Here is a 17,940-nt window from a genome sequence, read left to right on the forward strand (position 1 = left end):
GTGGCTGCAGGAACCTGCAGCCACACCCTTTTGCGGCTTGGTTTGTATGACCGGCTGCTACAGCTGGGTCTTCTGCGCCTGGGTCATGCTGGCGAGGAAGGCCTCGACGTTGCCGCTGCCGTTGAAGGTGGACACGGCGTCGGCGTAGGTCTGGGCGAATTCAGCCGTGGTGACCTGTCCGTGAGCCAAGGATGAAACAACCGATGCTTCGGCGAAGCTCTTGGCCGCTTCCTGCTGGTATTCGGACAACGTGGAGATGTCAGCATTTGTGACTGCAGGGATGGAGCCCTTCTTGGCGGCGAACTCCGTCTGAACCTTCGGGTCCATGAGAGTCTTCAGCCAAGCGTTGGCAGCCTCCGGGTTCGGGGTGTTCTTGGCGGCAATGGAGAATCCGTCACCCACGTAGTCAAAGATGTCTTCCTTTCCGGGGAAGGTCACCCAGGCAAAGTCAGTGCCGGGCTTCTTGTCCGCGTTCAGGAGCTCGCCGTAAGCCCAGTCACCCATGAGGCTGACAGCGCAGTCACCGTTGGCCATCTTCTTTACTGCTTCATCCCAGGTGATGGCGGAGTGGTCCTTGTTCGAGAGGGCGAGGATCGTCTTGTAGTCCTCCAGGGCCTGCTTCACTTCCGGGGCATCAAACGAATACTCGTTGGTGAAAAGCTTCTTCCAGTTATCCGCACCAACCCGGGACATGATGATGGATTCGAGCAGCTGGGCGGAAGCGAAGATGTCCTTATCGCCCAAGCAGACCGGTGTGGTGCCCGAGGCCTCGACCTGCTTGAGCGTGCTGATCAGGCCATCCACGCCAGCGGCAGGGTCAATGGCCGCATTGGCCTTGGACAGAACTGCGGGGTTGGTCCACAGGACGTTACCGCGGTGGACCCCAATCGGCACGGTGTAGTACTTGCCGTCTACCTGCTGCGCTTCAGCCACGTCCTTGGGCAGCTTGGACGCCCAGTCATTTTGGGTCCACAACTCGGTGAGATCGGCGACCTGGCCGCCGTCGACATAGCTTTTCAGCTGTCCGGCCGGGTGCAGCTGCCAGGCGTCCGGGGGGCTGCCGGCCTGAAGCCGGGCCGCCAGTGCCTGACGGGCGTTCGCGCCGCCACCGCCGGAGACTGCCGCATTATCAACAGACAGTCCCGGGGATGAGCTCTTGACACCGTCGATCAGCACATTCAGCGCCTCCGCCTCGGACCCGGAGGTCCACCACGACGTGATTTCCAGCTTGTTGGTCCCGTCTCCCCCACCGCCGCCGGCGGGCTGGTTGGCGGAGCACCCGGTAACAGCGATGAGGCTGACTGCGGCCGTGACTGCCATTGAGACCTTGAGTTTGTTCTGTACACGCATGACTACTCTCCTTTGGGTTATGAGACGCCGCCGCACAGGGTCAGCGTCAGCCTGCGTTGTGGTCCAGATTACATAATCCAGTAGATCGATGCAACAACTTCTTGTAGATATTGCTGTAACGCCCGGCCGGTGACTAGCAAATTCCGCGCCTGACGCGTCTAGCGTCGTCTTCCTGCGGTTATCTCGCTCTTGAAACGTTAGTAGATCGGTGTAGCATTGTGACCTGCGACATGTTAGAGACATCGCGAAAGCGGCCCCAAGGAGGTGGAAACTAGTGAAAAAGGTAACCCTTGATGATGTCAGCAGGGCAGCGGGAGTATCTCGATCTACCGCTTCGCTAGTCCTCCGAGGGAGCTCCCGCATCCCGGAAGCCACCGCAGACCGGGTACGGCTGGCGATGGCTGAACTGGGATACGTGTACAACCGTCACGCCGCTAACATGCGGCGCAACGAATCGATGACACTTGGCCTCATAGTCACGGACATCCGCAACCCCTACTTCGCGGGACTGACCATGGCCATCGAGGAAGCAGCACACGATGCCGGGTACACCCTGTTCGTGGGCTACAGCCGCGACGATGTCGAACGCCAGTACGTGCAGATCGAAACCATGGTGCAGCAGCAGGTGGACGGCATTTTTCTTCTGCCGGCCACCGGGTCCGAACTGACGCCAGTTTGCGGCATCGTCGACCGGTCCGATGTTCCGGTCCTTCAGCTGGCTCGTTATTTTTCGGAAGAACTGGACTACGTCGGGACCGACAACCTTGGCGCAGGACAACAACTCGCTCAACATCTGGGGTTTCTCGGCGTCACCTCCGCAGTGCTCGTCGGCGGGCCCGAGCACTCCTCGGCTAGGAAGGAACGCGTCAAAGGTCTGGAAACGGGATTTACCGGGACCGGAGTCGATTTTGACGCGACGGTCAACGCGGCCACGACCAACAATGCTGCCGGTGGGTCTCTGGGCGTCGCCCGCATCCTTGATCAGGGGATGTGGCCTGACTGCATCGTCGCCTACAGTGACGCGGTCGCGTTGGGCATCTACGCCGAACTGCGCCGCCGAAACCTTGAACCGGGCCGTGACGTCGCAGTGGCGAGTTTTGACGACATCGCCATGGCCGAACTTCTTTTGCCTCCGCTGACATCCGTGTCCACCTACCCCGAACTGATCGGCCGGGAGGCGGCGGAGCTGTTGCTGAACCGGATCCGTGATTCTTCCTTGCCACCTCAGCGATCCCTCATAGAACCGGCGCTGAAGGTCCGCGCCTCCACCGCCCAATGGCGACCACGAACTTAGGAGAAAGACCATGTCAACACTGAAATGGGGCCTGATCGGCGCCAGCGACATCGCCGCAACACGCGTCATCGACGCTATCCGCTCCAGCGGCGGACACGTCGAGGGGGTCGTCAGCGGATCCGCAGGAAGGGCTGACGAGTTCGCTGCAGTCCACGGCCTGCACTACGCAACGACTGACCTTGACGAGCTGCTGGGCTGGGACATCGACGCCGTCTACATCTCCTCCACCAATGACAAGCACTTCGACCAGGCATGTCGGGCCCTGCGCGCCGGCAAACACGTGCTGTGCGAAAAGCCGCTGGCATTGACTGCAGACGAAGCGGAAACAATGGTGAAGCTGGCTGAGGAACTGGGCCTGGTCCTGGCGGCCAACCATCACCTTCCGGGCAGTCCCCTGCACGCCAAGGTCCGCGAGCTTGTCACCGACGGTGCCATTGGGACTGTCCTGTCGGCGAAGGTAGCCCACGCCGTCCTGTTGCCCCAACGGCTTCGCGGCTGGAGGCTCGGACAAAGCACCCCGGGCAGCGGCGTGATCCTGGACATCACCTGCCACGACGCATCCGTGCTGAACCCCCTGTTGGGAAACCCGGTCGCCGTCACCGCTGTCGCCGTGCAGCAGGCCGAGTGGAACACCGGAGGTCAGGCGGACGCGGCCATGACCGTCATCCGCTACGAGCAGGACGGCAAGCCTCCTGTCCTGGCGCAGACCCATGACTCCTTCACCGTGGGTTACGCCGAAACCTGCCTGGAAGTCCACGGCACCGACGGCACTATCAAAGTCATCGACGCCATGACCCAGGACACCAAAGGACAGGTCCTGCTGACCACCAAGACCGGCATCCGCGACGTCGAAGTCGACTGCTCCGATGACCTCTATGTGATCGGCCTGCGCGCCTTCACCGCTGCGGTCGAAGGCACCGGGACCCCTACCGCCACCGGCCGGGACGGCCTGGTGGCTCTCAAGGTTGCCCTCGCCGCCGAGGAATCAGCCACTACCGGACGCACAGTCCACATCAACTAAGACCAGGAAGAACACCATGCAGAAGGTACAGCTCCTCTCGGCCCGCGAAGCAGCGGACCTCATCAATGACGACGACGTCATCACCGTCAGCTCCTCCAGCGCCCTGGGCTGCCCGGACAGCGTCCTGGCAGGGATCGGTCAGCGGTTCGAAGAGACCAGCCACCCGTCCAACCTCACCTCCATCCACCCGATCGCCGCAGGGGACATGTACGGGGTCAAAGGAATCGACCACATCGCAAAGCCAGGGCTGCTGCACAAAGTCATTGCCGGGTCCTACCCGTCCGGCCCCTCCAGCGCCGAGCCGCCCCGAATCTGGCAGATGATCGAGGGTGAACAGGTGGAGGCCTACAACTTCCCCTCCGGCGTCATCTACCAGATGCACCGCACCGCCGCGGCACGCCAGCCGGGCGTCTTCACCCAAGTAGGGGTGGACACCTTTATCGATCCGCGCCTTCAGGGCGGACGAATGAACACCACAACCCCGGCCGCGCACGTCGAAACGGCCACCGTCGCCGGACAGGAATGGCTGTTCTTCCCGGCAGTCGTCCCCAACGTGGCCATCATCCGTGCCACCACAGCCGACGAATACGGCAACCTGACCTTTGAAGACGAAGGATCCCCGCTGGGAGCACTGGATCTCGCCTACGCCGCCCACAACAACGACGGAATCGTGATCGCCCAGGTCAAGCGCGTGGCCGAAGCCGGCAGCCTGCACCCGCAGCAGGTAAAGGTTCCCGGCATCCTCGTCGACGCCATCGTGATCGCCGAAGATCAGCTGCAGACCACCCTTACCTTCAACGACCCGGCCATCTCCGGACAACTCCGTAAGCCGCTGAGTTCACTGCCGCACGTCGGCTTCTCGATTGAAAAGATCACCGCCCGCCGGGCCGCGCAGGAGCTCAAAGCAGGCGAAATCGTCAACCTTGGGTTCGGTGTTTCCGCTCTCGTCCCGCACATCCTGGTCGAGGAAAACCAGGGCCGGGAAGTCAGCTGGGTCATCGAGCAAGGCGCCGTCGGCGGCGTCCCGCTGCTGGACTTCGCGTTCGGCTGCGCACAGAACCCGGACGCGATCATGCCCAGCATCGACCAGTTCACCCTCCTCCAGGGCGGAGGTTTCAACCGTTCACTGCTTTCCTTCCTGGAAATCGACCGCCACGGAAACGTCAACGTCCACCACCTGCCGAAAAAGCGGCACGTCACTGCCGGAGTCGGGGGCTTCGCCGACATCACTTCATCGGCCCCCGAAATTGTCTTCATGGGAGCCTTTACCGCGGGGCGGCGGGACATCGCCGCCGGCCCGAACGGCCTGGACATCCGGGCCGACGGGCCCTTCACGAAGCTTGTCAACGACGTCTCGGCCGTAACGTTCTCCGGCCCCCGGGCCCTGGCCCGGGGCCAAAAGGTCACATACATCACCGAACGCGCCGTCTTGAAACTGACAGAAGCCGGGCTTGTCGTCACTGAGATCGCCCCCGGTGTGGACCTCCAAAAGGACGTCCTGGACCGCAGCGAGTTCCCACTCATCGTCGCGGATGACCTGCGCACCATGGACCTCGCCCTCTTCGCCGACGCCCCCGCCGGCATCCATCTTCCGACGCTGCCGCTGCACGAGCGGATCGAACAGCGCGCCTCGTCACTGGCCGTGCACTGACGCCCGGCACCCCTGAAAGGACCTACCGCGATGAGAAGCTTCCGCATCCTGACCCCCTACGAAACCGAACTCGCCGATGCCCTGTTCGAGGCCATGTTCCCCTCCGACGGGAACAGCCCGGACGTCCGCGACGCAGGAGTCACCGAATACCTCGACCTGACCCTGGAAGGCTACGGCCGAAAGGAGCTGCCCAAGTACCAGTGGCTCTTCGGCGCGCTGGACCGCTATGCCGAGGACAAGCACGGGCGGAACTTCGCCTCCCTGACCCTCGAGGAACGTACCGACATGCTGGCTTTGCTGGAACAGGGCGAGCTCAGCGACCAGCTGCCGGTGAAGGAACAGCGGGATCTCTTCGGACTGGTGATCGCCCACACTCAGGAAGGCCTGTTCGCCGACCCCGCCCACGGCGGTAACAAGGACGCCGCGGGCTGGAAGTTCCTCAAGCACCCTGGCGTGTGGCTTGAAAACTCTGCCGAGGAAAATCTCAGCACCGAACATGTCACCAAGGGCGGGGTCATCAAAACCCTCGCCGACGCGATGAAGGAAATTCCCCGCGACACCGAAGGGCACAAGCTCAAGCAGCTGGGTTATGAGAACGCGGTCAACCCGCAGATGACCGACGAGGTTGATGTCCTCCTCGTCGGCGTGGGCGCCATGGGCGGACTCAGCGCCCAGGTCTTCGCCGAAGCCGGGCTCAGCGTTGTCGGCCTGGAAGCGGGCCCCTTCCGGCCCCTGGACGAATTCCTCCCCGACGAGCTCGAGCACGCCTACTACACGCGCGGCGGTCTCGGGCCGAAATTCCAGCAGGAAACCCCCCGCTGGCGCGAAAGCGCAGAAGAAGAGGACAGCCGCGAAGCTACCTTCTCCCTGGGCCGCATGGTCAACGGGGTCGGGGGGTCCGCAGGGCACTACGGGTCCTGGCTGCGCCGCTTCCACCCTTGGCAGTTCGCGCCCAAGAGCCACTACGACGGCCTCTACGGGCCCGGCGCCCTGCCCGAAGACTGCACCCTGGCGGACTGGCCGGTCAGCTATGACGACCTCGAACCCTTCTACACCAAGCTCGAGCACCTGATCGGTATCGCCGGAGACGAATCCAACCCCTTCATCAAACGCAGCAAGCCGCTGCCGCTGCCGGCGACCCGGCCGTTCATCCTCGGCAACAAGTTCACCGACGCCACCCGCGCCGCGGGACTCCACCCGCATCCCGTTCCCGTCGGCTACACCACCGAATCCTACGGAGGCCACCCTGCCACCGGTTACAGCGCCTGGAACAACGGGCTCGGATCCTTCCGCGGCGACCGCTGGCACCCCGGCCTTGGGCCCGTGCCCGCCGCCATCACCACCGGCAACTTCGAGCTGCGCACCCACTCCCGGGTCACCCGCATCATCATGGACGAATCCGGCGCCGCCCGCGGCGTCGAATGGGTCGATCCCCTGGGGAGGGTGCGCCGGCAGTACGCGCGCGCCGTCATACTCTCCGCCTACACCTACGAGAATCTGCGCCTCATGTACCTCTCGGCAGACTCCCGACATGAAAACGGCCTCGGCAACAACAGCGGACAGCTGGGCATGCACTACATGACCAAAATGTTCGGCCACGTCGACGCCCTCTTCCCCGGCACCGAGTTCAACCGCCACACCGGCCCGGCCGCCCAAGGCGTCGTACTCGATGACTTCCTCTCCCCCGAGTTCCGGTCCCTGAACCACGGCTTCATCGGAGGGGCCACCCTGGGCGCCGAACAGCAGGCCCTGCCCCTGCAGATCTCCCGCGAAACCCTGCCCCAGGACGTCCCCCGCTGGGGCGCGAAGTACCGCGACCACCTCAAGCTCTGGTCACAGCAGGGAGTGATCCGGATCCAGCCTGACGCGCTGCCCTACGCCTCACACCGGCTCGAGCTTGACCCGCGGCACCGGGACTCATCCGGTCTGGGCATGCCACTGGTCAGGGTGACCTACCGGCTGCGTGAGAACGAGCGCCGGCTGGCGTCCTGGATGGCTGACAAGGCCACCGGGCTCCTGAAGGACATGGGCGCCACTAAGACCTGGCAGGGGCCGTACTTCACCGGTGTGGGCTCCAGCCACGACCTCGGCGGCGCACGCTTCGGCAATGACCCCGCAGGCTCGGTCCTGGACGAGCACCTCGCCGTGCACGACACCCCCAACCTGTTCATGTATTCCGGTGCCGCTTTCCCCAGCTGCCCCGGAATCAACCCGACCCTGACCATCTGGGCCGTGGTGATGCGGGCCGCCGAACACCTCGCCGGTGAACTCGGCGGCAAGCGAAAGGACCAGTCATGAGCACCACCACCGCAACCACTGCCGGCCCGAACCTCGGCCAGGTCACCGTCGAATACTCCCCTGACGGAAACACCGCCACGATCTTGATCGACCGGGCGTCCAAATTGAACGCCCTCACCCTGCAACTCCTGAACGACCTCGACACGGCCGTCCGTGAAGTGGGCGCCTCAAAAGCCCGGCTGGTCATCGTCCGTACCGCTGGGGACAAGGTCTTCTGCGTCGGCGCCGACATCAACCATTTCGCCGACCTGTCAGCGGCCGGGATGTGGCGGGACTGGATCGCCACCGGGCACAGGGCATTTGATGCCCTGGCCCGCCTGCGCCAGCCCAGCATCGCAGTCATTGATGGTCTTGCCTTCGGCGGGGGCCTGGAACTTGCTCTGGCCTGCGACTTCCGCGTCATCGCCGCAGAAGCGAAGGTCGCACTTCCCGAAACGGGCCTGGGCACTGTCCCCGGATGGGGCGGCACCGAACGGGCCACCGAGCTGACCGGCAGGGCACGGGCCAAGGAGCTCGTCCTGACCCGGCGGCAACTCACCGGCGACGAGGCAGTCTCCTGGGGACTGGCCACGGCGGCGGCCCCCAAGGCCGAACTCGAGGACACCGTTGCACGCCTGAGCGAGGAGTTGCTCACCGGCGCGCCCTTGGCGGTGCAGCTGGGTAAGCAGCTGATTGACGCTGCGGCCGACGGCGCCCCCTCCCGCGTGCTGGAAGCCCTGGCCGGAGGCCTGGCCGCGGCAACACAGGACCTCGCAGAGGGCGTTGCGGCATTCCGCGACAAGCGCCCCGCACAGTTCACCGATAACTAGAACAACGGACTAAGGACACACCGACATGGAAACCAAGAACTACACCCTCGCGGACGTGGAACCCACCTACCGTCCCATGATCATCAACGGCGAGGACGCCCAGGCAAGCTCCGGTGAGACGTTCACCCGCCTCAGCCCCGCCCATGAAATCGAAGTCACTTCCTTCCCGAAGGGCACCCAGGAGGACGTCGACCGCGCCGTCACCTCCGCCCGGCAGGCCCTAGATCACGGATGGCGCCAGTCCACCGGAGCCCAGCGCTCCAAGCTGCTGCTGAAGGTCGCCGACCTGGTCCGCCGTGACGCCGAACAGCTCGCCCTGGCCGAAACCCTCGAAACCGGCAAGCCCATCACCCAGTCCCGCAATGAGGTCGCCAGCACAGCTGAGCTGTGGGAATACGCCGCCAGTCTGGCCCGCAACACCCAGGGAGACGCGCACAACGCCCTGGGACCGGACACCCTGGCCCTGGTCGTCCACGAACCCATCGGTGTGATCGGCATGATCACACCGTGGAACTTCCCGCTGCTCATCATCAGCCAGAAGCTGCCCTTCGCACTCGCCGCCGGCAACACTGCAGTGATCAAGCCCAGCGAAAGCACCTCCGCAACCACCGTCATGCTCGGCCAGCTCATTCGGGAAGCCGGGTTCCCGGCAGGCGTGGTCAACATTGTGACCGGCAACCGGGTCGTCGGTGCTGCCATCGCGGAGCACCCCGGAATCGACATGATCAGCTTCACCGGCTCCACGGGTGTCGGCAAAGGCATCGCCGCGGCCGCCGGCCGCGACCTGAAAAAGGTCGAACTGGAACTGGGCGGCAAGAACCCGCAGATCGTCACGGCCAACGCGGACTTCAACGCCGCGGTCGACGCGGGCGTTTTCGGCGGCTACTTCAACGTCGGGCAGTGCTGCAACTCCGGCAGCCGCCTGATCGTGCACCGGTCGATCGCCGATGAATTCGCCGCTGCCGTGGTCGACCGTGCCCAGCACATGCGGGTGGGAGACCCCCTCAAGTCCGACACCCTGGTTGGATCCCTCGTCAACGACGCCCAGCTGGCTGTCGTCGAACGTTACGTTGCCGAGGGCCGCGAAGCAGGAGCAAACCTGCTCACCGGCGGTGGACGCCTCGACAACGGACTGGGTGGTGGGCGCTTCTACCAGCCGACGGTCTTCACCGACGTCACTGCCAAAATGTCCATTGCCACTGACGAGATCTTCGGCCCTGTACTGTCCGTCCTTCCCTTTGACACCCTCGAAGAAGCCATTGGCATCGCCAACTCCACATCCTTCGGCCTGTCCGCAGGAATCTGGAGCAACGACATCAATGAAGCCCTCACCGCCGCCCGGGACCTGCGCGCAGGTACCGTTTGGGTCAACCGCTGGATGGACGGCTACCCCGAGGTGCCGTTCGGCGGGTACGGGCAGAGCGGCATCGGGCGTGAACTGGGGCGCCAGGCGCTGGCCGAATTCAGTGAACTGAAAACCATTCAGCTTCAGGTCGGTGCCCGGGACAGCCGCTGGGTAGACGCACCGGACGCTCCCCGCCGGTAAAACTCCCACTTCGCGTATCACAGGACAATGACATGACCGCGATTGCCGCATCCTCCACCGCGCAAGCCGGTACCGTCCTGCCTGCCATGCTGCCGCTGATCCTGCCGACAGGATATGGAGTGCCCGCGGAGTTTCGAAGCTCCGCGGGCCGGGCATGGAAGACCGCTTCGGCCAAACTCGCCGGCCTGACCGCTAAGCATCCCGACCGGTTCCCCCTCTACACCGAAGCCGGAAAATGGGTAGTGGACGGAGAAGCGTGGACAAACTGGTGCGAAGGGTTCCTCGGAGGCCAGCTGTGGATGCTTTCACGCCGGGCCGACGCCAGCGAACAGGGCCGCTTCCGCGCTGCTGCTGAACACTACTCGGAACTGATCGAACACCGAAAGACCGATGACACCGTCCATGACTTGGGCTTCCTGTTCTGGTCCACCTACCGGCGCTGGTTCGAAGCCACCGGCGACACCACCAAGAGCGATGTTGTCGTCGAGGCAGGACGCACCACGGCCAGCCGCTACCGTGAGGTCGGGCGCTACATGCCCAGCTTCCGGCAGCCGGACAGTCTGTTTATTGACATCATGATGAACATTCACATGGCCCTCTACGCCGCACAGCAGACCGGCGACCAGGACATGGCCCGTAAGGCCGTGAACCACTGCCTTACGACCCGCAGGTACCTGATCCGCGGTGACGGATCCGCCTCGCACGAAGGCATGTTCGACCTCCAGACCGGGGCATTCCTCAAACAGACCACCCAGCAGGGGTTCTCGGACGACGGATCCTGGGCCCGCGGGCAAGCCTGGGCGCTTTACGGCTTCGGTACCGTCTACCGCTTCACCGGGGACCGCCGCTTCCTCCAAACGGCCGTCGCCGCCGCCGACTTTTACATCGATAAAACCGGCGACCGCCTCATTCCACCAAACGATTGGGAAGAGCCGGCGCCAGATCGGCCGTACGAAACGTCGGCCGCGGCAGCCGCAGCCGGCGGTATGTGGCAACTCGCCGGCCTCGTCCAGGACCGTACGAAAGCCACGCACTACGCCGATTACGCCATCCGCATCCTCCACCGCCTGACCGGGGAGGACTTCCTGGCCTCTCCCGAGGAGGAATGGGAAGGCGTCCTCAAACACGGCAGCTACCACGAGGGTAAAAACCTCGGCGTCGACGAATCGGTCATGTGGGGTGACTACTGGTTCCTCGACGCCATTGACCAGATACAGCAGTTCGATGAAACACACAGGAGCCCGTGATTGCTATGGGATACACAACTATTGATGAGGCGCCGATGCCTCAACCTCCGGCAGAACCGGTTACCCCTAACGAGGTAATTCGCACCGATGTCGCCATCATCGGTTCCGGAATGGGCGGAGGAACGATGGCCTACGCCCTGAAGGATTCCGGGGCTAAGATCCTCGTCATCGAACGCGGCCACCGGCTTCCATCCGAACCGGAAAACTCCGACCTGAACGAGGTCTACCTCAAGGGCCGCTACAAGAACGCCGACACCTGGTACAACGGGCGCACAGGAGCCGGATTCAAGCCGGGCGTCTACTACTGGGTCGGCGGAAACACGAAAGTGTACGGAGCCTGCCTGCCCAGGTTTCGAGCCAGCGACTTCGAAGAAACGCAGCACCAGGACGGGACATCCCCAGCCTGGCCCTTCAGCTACGCGGACCTCGAGCCCTACTACACCCGTGCAGAGGAACTGTTCCAGGTTCACGGGCAGATCGGCGAAGACCCCACTGAGCCGCCGCATTCAAAGGCCTACCCCTACCCCGCCCTGGATCACGAACCGGCAATCCAGGACCTCGCGGACTCCTTCCGAAGGCAGGGCCTGCACCCGTTCCGGATGGCCAACGGCCTGGACGCCGACACACCCGAAAAGCGTGCCCTATGCGCCACGAGCGACGGTGCACCCAACGAGGCCGGGCTAAAAGCTGACGCCGAGAAGGTCACCGTTGATCCGGCTCTCGCAAGCGGCAATGTCACCTTGATGACCGACACCAAGGTCACCCGCCTGGTCGCTTCACCCGACGGACAGACAATTCTCGCTGCGCTGGCCGAGAACAACGGCCGGGTCATCCGCATCGAAGCCGACAAGTTCATCCTCGCCGCTGGAGCCGTGAATTCGGCCGCCCTGCTGCTGCGCTCAGCAACCCCGGAGAACCCGCGCGGGCTGGCCAATTCGTCCGGGCTGGTGGGCCGGAACTACATGGTGCACAACAGCACCTTCTTTATCGGCATCAACCCTTTTAAAGTCAACCGCACACTGTGGCAGAAAACCCTGGGGCTGAACGACTGGTACGAAGCAGGCCCGTCCAACAAGTACCCCCTGGGAAACCTGCAAATGCTCGGTAAACTCCGGGCCAGCATGCTCAAGATGGCCCGCAGCTGGGCGCCCAATCCCATCCTGAAGGCGATGTCGGACCGCAGCATAGATATCTACCTCACCACCGAGGACCTGCCGCGACGGGACAACGGAATCAGCGTCATCGACGGCAAAATCCATGTCTGGTGGGAACCAAACAACCTCGGGCCACACAAAGAACTGGTGAAAAGAATCAGCAAGGCCGTCAGGAAGGCCGGCTATCCGGTGATCTTCACAGAGCGGATGGGCATCGAAACCAACTCCCACCAGTGCGGCACTGCCGTGGCCGGGCACGACCCCCACACCAGTGTCCTCACCCCGGACTGCCGCGCCCATGACCTGAACAACCTATGGATCGTGGACAGCTCCTTCTTCCCCTCCTCAGCAGCTTTGAACCCCGCCTTGACCATCGCAGCCAACGCTCTCCGAGTCGCCGACAGCCTCCTCGCCACCGGCACGACCTCCCCCACAACGATGACCGCCGACAACAGGCAGCCAACAACCAACGACAGGTAATACGCGTGACCCCCCAACACCAACAAACACTCGCCCAAGCGGACGAATCACCCCAAGTCTCAAACCGCGACCTTGCCAGAGCCGCCTGGGCAAGCTCGCTCGGCAGCGCCCTCGAATACTACGACTTCGCCCTCTACAGCCTCGCATCAGCCTTGGTATTCAGCCCCCTGTTCTTTCCCGGCAGCAACCCGGCCACCGGTCTGATCCTCAGCTTCGGCACCTACTTCCTCGGCTTCGCGGTCCGCCCGCTGGGCGGAATCATCTTCGGCCGACTGGGCGACCGGCTCGGCCGCAAATTCGTCCTGCTGACCACCATCCTGCTCATGGGCGGAGCCAGCACCCTCATCGGGGTGCTGCCGACCTACAACGGCTCCCCCGGTGACTGGTACAGCGGCGGCGTAGGGATCCTCGCGCCCGTCCTCCTCATCGTCCTGCGCCTGCTGCAGGGACTCGGAGCAGGCGCAGAAATGGCGGGCGCCTCAATCCTGATGACCGAATATGCTCCCGTCCGGCGCCGCGGATTCATCGCCTCCCTACCCTTCCTCGGTGTCCAAATGGGAACAGTCACCGCCGCTCTGGTCTACTTCCTGCTGCTCAATACAAACCAGGCAGTCAAAATCACTGACACCTGGCTCTGGCGCGTACCCTTCCTGGCCAGCGTCGTCATCCTTGTCGTCGCCATCTACATCCGACTGCGGCTCAAGGAATCTCCCACCTTTGCGAAGCTCGAACCCCACGAACAGGTCACCGACAAACCCCTCCGGAACCTCCTGAAACGTTCAGGCAAGTCGGTGCTGCTGGGCATCGGGCTCCGCATGGCCGAAAACGGAGGTTCCTCCATCTACCAAGCCCTCGCCGTCGCCTTTGTTTCCAGCGCAGCCATCGGTATCAAGGGACCCATTGGAGCCCTCTCGTTGGTCTTCGCTGCAGCCGTCGGCGCAGCAGTCGTGCCTCTGGCAGGCTGGCTCACCGACAGGTACGGGCGCGTGCGCACCTACCGGGCGTTCGCCATCTTCCAACTGCTTGCTGCGTTTCCCATCTGGTACGCGCTCAGCTTCGGCGACACTTTGCTGACAATTGTCGTCGTCTCCATCGGGCTGGGTGTGGGCACCTGGGGCATGTTTGGATCCCAAAGCGCCCTCATGTGTGAACTCTTCGGATCTCGCCAGCGCTACCTGGGCGTATCTGTCGCAAGGGAAGGCTCAGCAGTTATAGCTGGCGGCATTGCTCCCATGATCGGAGCCTGGCTGATGTCATTCGCTGTCACCGCCGAAGGCGGATCGGCTGTCCCGCACGCCGGGTCCGGCGCATGGCTCCCCATTGCCGGGTACCTCTCACTGCTGACGGTAATCACCATCATCGCGACCTTCTTCACCCCGGAGACCGGCGGACGGAACCTCGAAGACCCACGTGACGCCCTCCACTCCGAAATAGCAGCACCGGCGGCAAGGTAAAACTTCAACCGGCCGCACGGTTGATAATGTCGATAGGCGGAGACTTCCTCCTCCGCCTATCGACATTCACGGCAGGAACAGCATGGCCCCGCGCATCACCCTCGAAGACGTGAGCAAAGCCGCCGGCGTCTCCCGTTCAACCGCATCGCTCGTCCTGCGCGGCAGCTCCCGGATCCCCGAATCAACTGCGGAAAAGGTCCGCGAAGCCATGCATGAGCTCGGATACGTGTACAACCGGCAAGCAGCAAACCTTCGCCAGAGCAGGACAATGACGATCGGCCTGATCGTCACCGAAATCATCAACCCCTACTTCGCTGAACTGGCCATGGCCGTAGACCAGATCACCCACGATGCCGGCTACACGATTTTCATCGGCTACAGCCGCGACCTTCAGGAACGGCAGCACGAAATAGTGGCCTCCATGATTGAACGCCAAGTCGACGGCCTCCTGATCCTTCCCGCCCTGGATACCGACCCTGACCGCCTCCGCAAGCAAGTCAACGCTGCCAACGTTCCCATCGTCCTTCTCGCCCGCCACTTCACAGGGTTCGACTACGTTGGCAGCGACAACGTCAAGGGAGCGGGAATACTCGGAGATCACCTCGCTGCCCTGGGCAGCAAAACCGTGGCATTCCTGGGCGGGCGCTTGGCTCCCTCCTTCATTGAACGGGAAAAAGGCCTTCGCACTTCGCTCGAAGAGCGCGGAGTCCAACTATGGAGCACCGAGGAGCTTCGCAGTACGGTCAGCCCCGAAGGCGGCGCCGCAGCCCTTGGCCGACTCTTTGACCAGGGAAGCCTGCCCGACGCCGTCGTTGCCTACAGCGATATCGTCGCCCAAGGCGTTTACGACGAGATGCGGCGCAGAGGTCTCGAACCCGGCCGTGACATCGCGGTCGCATCCTTCGACGACACCCGGATTGCTGCCGGTCAGGTGCCGCCCATGACGTCCGTGGCAGGGTTCCCCCAGCAGGTCGGAACGAAAGGTACCGAAATGCTCCTGACCCGGTTGGCGGACGGCAACGCCGACATCCCCGCGCAGCTGGCACTCATCGAACCGCAACTTAAAATCCGATCCTCCACAGCAACCTGGCGCCCCCGAAGTTAGCCCCTGCCCAGTCAGGGCAATAGTGGGCGCCCTGACATTAAAGGACAGCCCATGAACACACAGGTCAGCACCACCTCAGAGCCGACACCGACGCCCGCATTTGATCCCGACTTCCCGGGCGAACAGCCAGAGGCGGCGCTCCGTGGCCTCATTAAACAGATAGAAATTGAAAAGCAGATGCTGCGTTTCAGCAAATTTGGCCAGGGCGAAGCCCTTGCCTTGGGCCTGCTGCTTGTTAATCTGGCCACATCACGGGCGCTGCCCGTTGCCATCGACATCCGCAAACCCCAGCACATCCTCTTTCACGTCTCTCTTCCCGGAGCGACACCGGACAACGACGCGTGGATCGAGCGGAAAAGCAGAACAACGGAACGCTACTGCGAACCGTCCCTGCTGGTAGGACTCCGCGGTCGCCTTGGCGGTGGGCGGTTGGAAGACCATGGCTGGTTCAACCAGACGCTCTTCGCCTCCCATGGCGGTGCCTTCCCGATTCACGTGAACGGAACCGGGTTTGTCGCAACGGTCACGGTCTCCGGCCTGCCACAGCAAGAAGACCACGATCTCGTCGTGGAGGCGCTGCGGGTCTTCCTGAACCAAAACCCTTAGGCCAGCGCGGTCACATGCTGCGCAGCAGCCACCGCGCAGGCCGTTAGGACAATGTTATTTCCCACCCGTGCGCCCCTCGTCGGAGGTCAGCAACCTGCGAAACTGTTTCCCCCGGGGGGACCTGGACCAAGGCCCGGGCCAGAGGATTGACCAAGGTTGTCTCCACCGCTGAGCTGACCCCCCGGCCTCCAAAATCCAGGTTGGCTACCGCCGCCTCCGTGACGGTCTGAGCAACGGCCGGGGCCACGGAAAGCCGGTGCCCGAACCGTGCATCCATCGTATTCATGACCGCCTCTACGTACTTCGCGGCAAGCGTCCGGGCAACAGGTTCGGAAATGAAGTCGAAAACGACGATGTTGTTCCCGATCCGGTTGAGGATCTCCGGGCGCTGCAGTTCCTCCGTGAAGTGATGCGTGATGGCTTCATGCACCCGGTCCTGGGTGACTTCGTAGGGGTCGCCGCGGCGTGCGACACGTGCATGAGTGGCCGGTTCGGCCCCGGCCGCCCGGTAGGTGCCGAGATTGGACGTAAAGATAATCACCGTCTCGCTGAAATACACGGTATCCCCGGCGCCATCGGTCAAGCGGCCGTCTTCAAGAATCTGCAGGAACTTATCCAGGATCCGCGGATGCGCCTTTTCGATCTCGTCGAACAGGAGGATCGAAAAGGGCTTCTGCCGGACCGCGTTCGTCAGCTCGCCACCGGCACCAAACCCCACATAGCCCGGCGGTGCACCGATAAGCCGTGCCTCCGAATGCTCGGCCGAGAACTCACTCATATCAAAGCGCGTATAGGCATCCTCCACGCCGAACAGCAGTTCGGCCAGAGCCTTAGCCAGCTCCGTCTTACCGACACCGGTAGGTCCAGCGAAGAACAAGATGCCTTGAGGCCGATTTACCGTCGCCCCGCCGGTATGGGCGCCAGTCAGCCCCGTCGCGGCCCGGACGAGCACGTCCAGTGACCGTCGCACCGCGGCGGGCTGGCCCAAGACCCGCGAACTGACCAAAGCCTCCCCATCGGCAATGCGCCGCAACAGATCCGGATCCCTCCAGGGGCTTTCGGAGACTCCGAAGCGGAGACTTCGAATAGATTCCTCGATGTTCGCCGCGGGCACGTCAGCGTCAACAGCAAGCCGGACAATATGGTTCAAGTCCCTGAGCCTCATACCGTCAGTGAGCCTGGCGAAGGTATTCGCCGCCGCGGCGACCTGTTCCGGCGGGAGCTCTCCGAAGCCCCTCAGGTTGGGAAGGAGGGCAAGTGCGGCTGCGCGCCGGAGGCCAAGTTCGGGTTTGGGTACGCTGACGGTTTGCACCTGGTCGCCCTCGGTCAGCCACCGTGGGGCCGGCACGTCCTGTCCCGCAAGCCAAAAGACAGTGCCGGCGACACTCTCGGGCCGGCACAGCGGCGGCTGCACCTCCGGCTCAGCATGGGCCAGCTTTTCGGCCAAGGTCAAGAGCACACGAAGATCAGGGCCGGCGTGCTGCTCGTCCCGCCACGTCCTGGCGGCGAAACGCATCAGAATCGCCACCCGCTGTTCATTGCCGAGCATGGCCTTTCGCATCAAATCGGCCATTTTTCCCAGGGTGGCTGAAGTCGAGCGTTCCAGGTGGGTCGGGCTGAAAAACTTCTCCGCTGTTCCTTCGGATCGTTCGAATTCCAAGGCAATGCCGTCGACCGGGTCGTAAGAGTAGATCAGGTCGAAACCGTTGGCCTTACAGCAATCGATGACGAGGGCTGCAGCGGGTTGCAACTGGGTTTGCCCGGCCGAGGTGACGACATGGAAGTCCTCAATGTTCCCGGTCAGGATGAACTGCCGCGTCACGGGAAGCAGGACCCTCACCTCGCGCACCCACGGGGGAAGGGCGTCACGGATACCGCGCCCGGTCTTACCGTGCCGAGAGGGCGTCAGAGGCAATTCCATGTCG

Annotated in this window: 13 protein-coding genes; 11 read left to right on the forward strand and 2 right to left on the reverse strand. The window is 63.4% G+C overall.

Features of this window, described 5'->3' with window-relative positions:
- Positions 1-57: 57 nt before the first annotated feature.
- On the reverse strand, positions 58-1,350 hold the full coding sequence (locus FDW84_RS02860) for an ABC transporter substrate-binding protein (RefSeq protein ID WP_171046628.1): 1,293 nt from the start codon (positions 1,348-1,350) through the stop codon (positions 58-60).
- A 274-nt stretch (positions 1,351-1,624) separates the two neighbouring features.
- On the opposite strand from FDW84_RS02860, the gene FDW84_RS02865 reads away from it, so the two are divergent.
- From FDW84_RS02865 to FDW84_RS02915, 11 genes are all read left to right on the forward strand, one after another.
- Positions 1,625-2,644, forward strand: a complete 1,020-nt coding sequence (locus tag FDW84_RS02865) for a LacI family DNA-binding transcriptional regulator (RefSeq protein WP_138606346.1) — start codon at positions 1,625-1,627, stop codon at positions 2,642-2,644.
- Positions 2,645-2,654: 10 nt separating this feature from the next.
- The gene (locus FDW84_RS02870; protein ID WP_138606348.1) at positions 2,655-3,665 is read left to right on the forward strand and encodes a Gfo/Idh/MocA family protein; all 1,011 of its coding nucleotides are present in this window, start codon (positions 2,655-2,657) and stop codon (positions 3,663-3,665) included.
- Positions 3,666-3,681: 16 nt separating this feature from the next.
- A complete protein-coding gene (locus FDW84_RS02875) occupies positions 3,682-5,316 on the forward strand; it encodes an acyl CoA:acetate/3-ketoacid CoA transferase (protein ID WP_138606350.1) in 1,635 nt (544 codons plus the stop codon).
- A 30-nt stretch (positions 5,317-5,346) separates the two neighbouring features.
- Positions 5,347-7,614 carry a GMC family oxidoreductase gene (locus tag FDW84_RS02880; RefSeq protein WP_138606352.1) on the forward strand — a complete coding sequence of 756 codons (2,268 nt, stop codon included), beginning with the start codon at positions 5,347-5,349 and terminating at the stop codon, positions 7,612-7,614.
- The gene (locus FDW84_RS02885) at positions 7,611-8,423 is read left to right on the forward strand and encodes an enoyl-CoA hydratase/isomerase family protein (RefSeq protein WP_138606354.1); all 813 of its coding nucleotides are present in this window, start codon (positions 7,611-7,613) and stop codon (positions 8,421-8,423) included. Before FDW84_RS02880 ends, FDW84_RS02885 begins: the two co-directional genes overlap by 4 nt.
- 25 nt (positions 8,424-8,448) lie before the next feature.
- Positions 8,449-9,969 (forward strand): aldehyde dehydrogenase family protein, encoded by a 1,521-nt coding sequence (locus FDW84_RS02890; protein WP_138606356.1) that lies wholly within the window; start codon positions 8,449-8,451, stop codon positions 9,967-9,969.
- A 32-nt stretch (positions 9,970-10,001) separates the two neighbouring features.
- On the forward strand, positions 10,002-11,216 hold the full coding sequence (locus FDW84_RS02895; RefSeq protein WP_138606358.1) for a glycoside hydrolase family 88 protein: 1,215 nt from the start codon (positions 10,002-10,004) through the stop codon (positions 11,214-11,216).
- A gap of 5 nt (positions 11,217-11,221) precedes the next feature.
- The gene (locus FDW84_RS02900) at positions 11,222-12,850 is read left to right on the forward strand and encodes a GMC oxidoreductase (protein ID WP_138606360.1); all 1,629 of its coding nucleotides are present in this window, start codon (positions 11,222-11,224) and stop codon (positions 12,848-12,850) included.
- Positions 12,851-12,855: 5 nt separating this feature from the next.
- Complete coding sequence (locus FDW84_RS02905) at positions 12,856-14,304, forward strand: MFS transporter (protein WP_171046608.1); 1,449 nt, start codon at positions 12,856-12,858, stop codon at positions 14,302-14,304.
- An 82-nt stretch (positions 14,305-14,386) separates the two neighbouring features.
- Positions 14,387-15,409 carry a LacI family DNA-binding transcriptional regulator gene (locus tag FDW84_RS02910; protein ID WP_138606364.1) on the forward strand — a complete coding sequence of 341 codons (1,023 nt, stop codon included), beginning with the start codon at positions 14,387-14,389 and terminating at the stop codon, positions 15,407-15,409.
- Positions 15,410-15,460: 51 nt separating this feature from the next.
- Positions 15,461-16,015: a heme-degrading domain-containing protein gene (locus FDW84_RS02915; RefSeq protein ID WP_138606366.1), complete on the forward strand. Its 555-nt coding sequence runs from the start codon at positions 15,461-15,463 to the stop codon at positions 16,013-16,015.
- 43 nt (positions 16,016-16,058) lie between these two features.
- Here FDW84_RS02915 and FDW84_RS02920 read toward each other — a convergent pair whose 3' ends face one another.
- Positions 16,059-17,936 (reverse strand): AAA family ATPase, encoded by a 1,878-nt coding sequence (locus FDW84_RS02920; protein ID WP_138606368.1) that lies wholly within the window; start codon positions 17,934-17,936, stop codon positions 16,059-16,061.
- Positions 17,937-17,940 lie beyond the last annotated feature (4 nt).

The sequence above is a fragment of the Pseudarthrobacter sp. NamE5 genome (assembly GCF_005796225.1).
Taxonomy (GTDB): Bacteria; Actinomycetota; Actinomycetes; order Actinomycetales; family Micrococcaceae; genus Arthrobacter.

Excerpts from the sequence above, each read along its gene's own strand:
- FDW84_RS02870 (WP_138606348.1), top strand. The coding sequence starts at position 2,655 with ATGTCAACACTGAAATGGGGCCTGATCGGCGCCAGCGACATCGCCGCA.
- FDW84_RS02860 (WP_171046628.1), bottom strand. The coding sequence starts at position 1,350 with ATGCGTGTACAGAACAAACTCAAGGTCTCAATGGCAGTCACGGCCGCA.
- FDW84_RS02910 (WP_138606364.1), top strand. The coding sequence starts at position 14,387 with ATGGCCCCGCGCATCACCCTCGAAGACGTGAGCAAAGCCGCCGGCGTC.
- FDW84_RS02920 (WP_138606368.1), bottom strand. The coding sequence starts at position 17,936 with ATGGAATTGCCTCTGACGCCCTCTCGGCACGGTAAGACCGGGCGCGGT.
- FDW84_RS02880 (WP_138606352.1), top strand. The coding sequence starts at position 5,347 with ATGAGAAGCTTCCGCATCCTGACCCCCTACGAAACCGAACTCGCCGAT.
- FDW84_RS02900 (WP_138606360.1), top strand. The coding sequence starts at position 11,222 with ATGGGATACACAACTATTGATGAGGCGCCGATGCCTCAACCTCCGGCA.
- FDW84_RS02895 (WP_138606358.1), top strand. The coding sequence starts at position 10,002 with ATGACCGCGATTGCCGCATCCTCCACCGCGCAAGCCGGTACCGTCCTG.
- FDW84_RS02885 (WP_138606354.1), top strand. The coding sequence starts at position 7,611 with ATGAGCACCACCACCGCAACCACTGCCGGCCCGAACCTCGGCCAGGTC.
- FDW84_RS02890 (WP_138606356.1), top strand. The coding sequence starts at position 8,449 with ATGGAAACCAAGAACTACACCCTCGCGGACGTGGAACCCACCTACCGT.
- FDW84_RS02875 (WP_138606350.1), top strand. The coding sequence starts at position 3,682 with ATGCAGAAGGTACAGCTCCTCTCGGCCCGCGAAGCAGCGGACCTCATC.
- FDW84_RS02915 (WP_138606366.1), top strand. The coding sequence starts at position 15,461 with ATGAACACACAGGTCAGCACCACCTCAGAGCCGACACCGACGCCCGCA.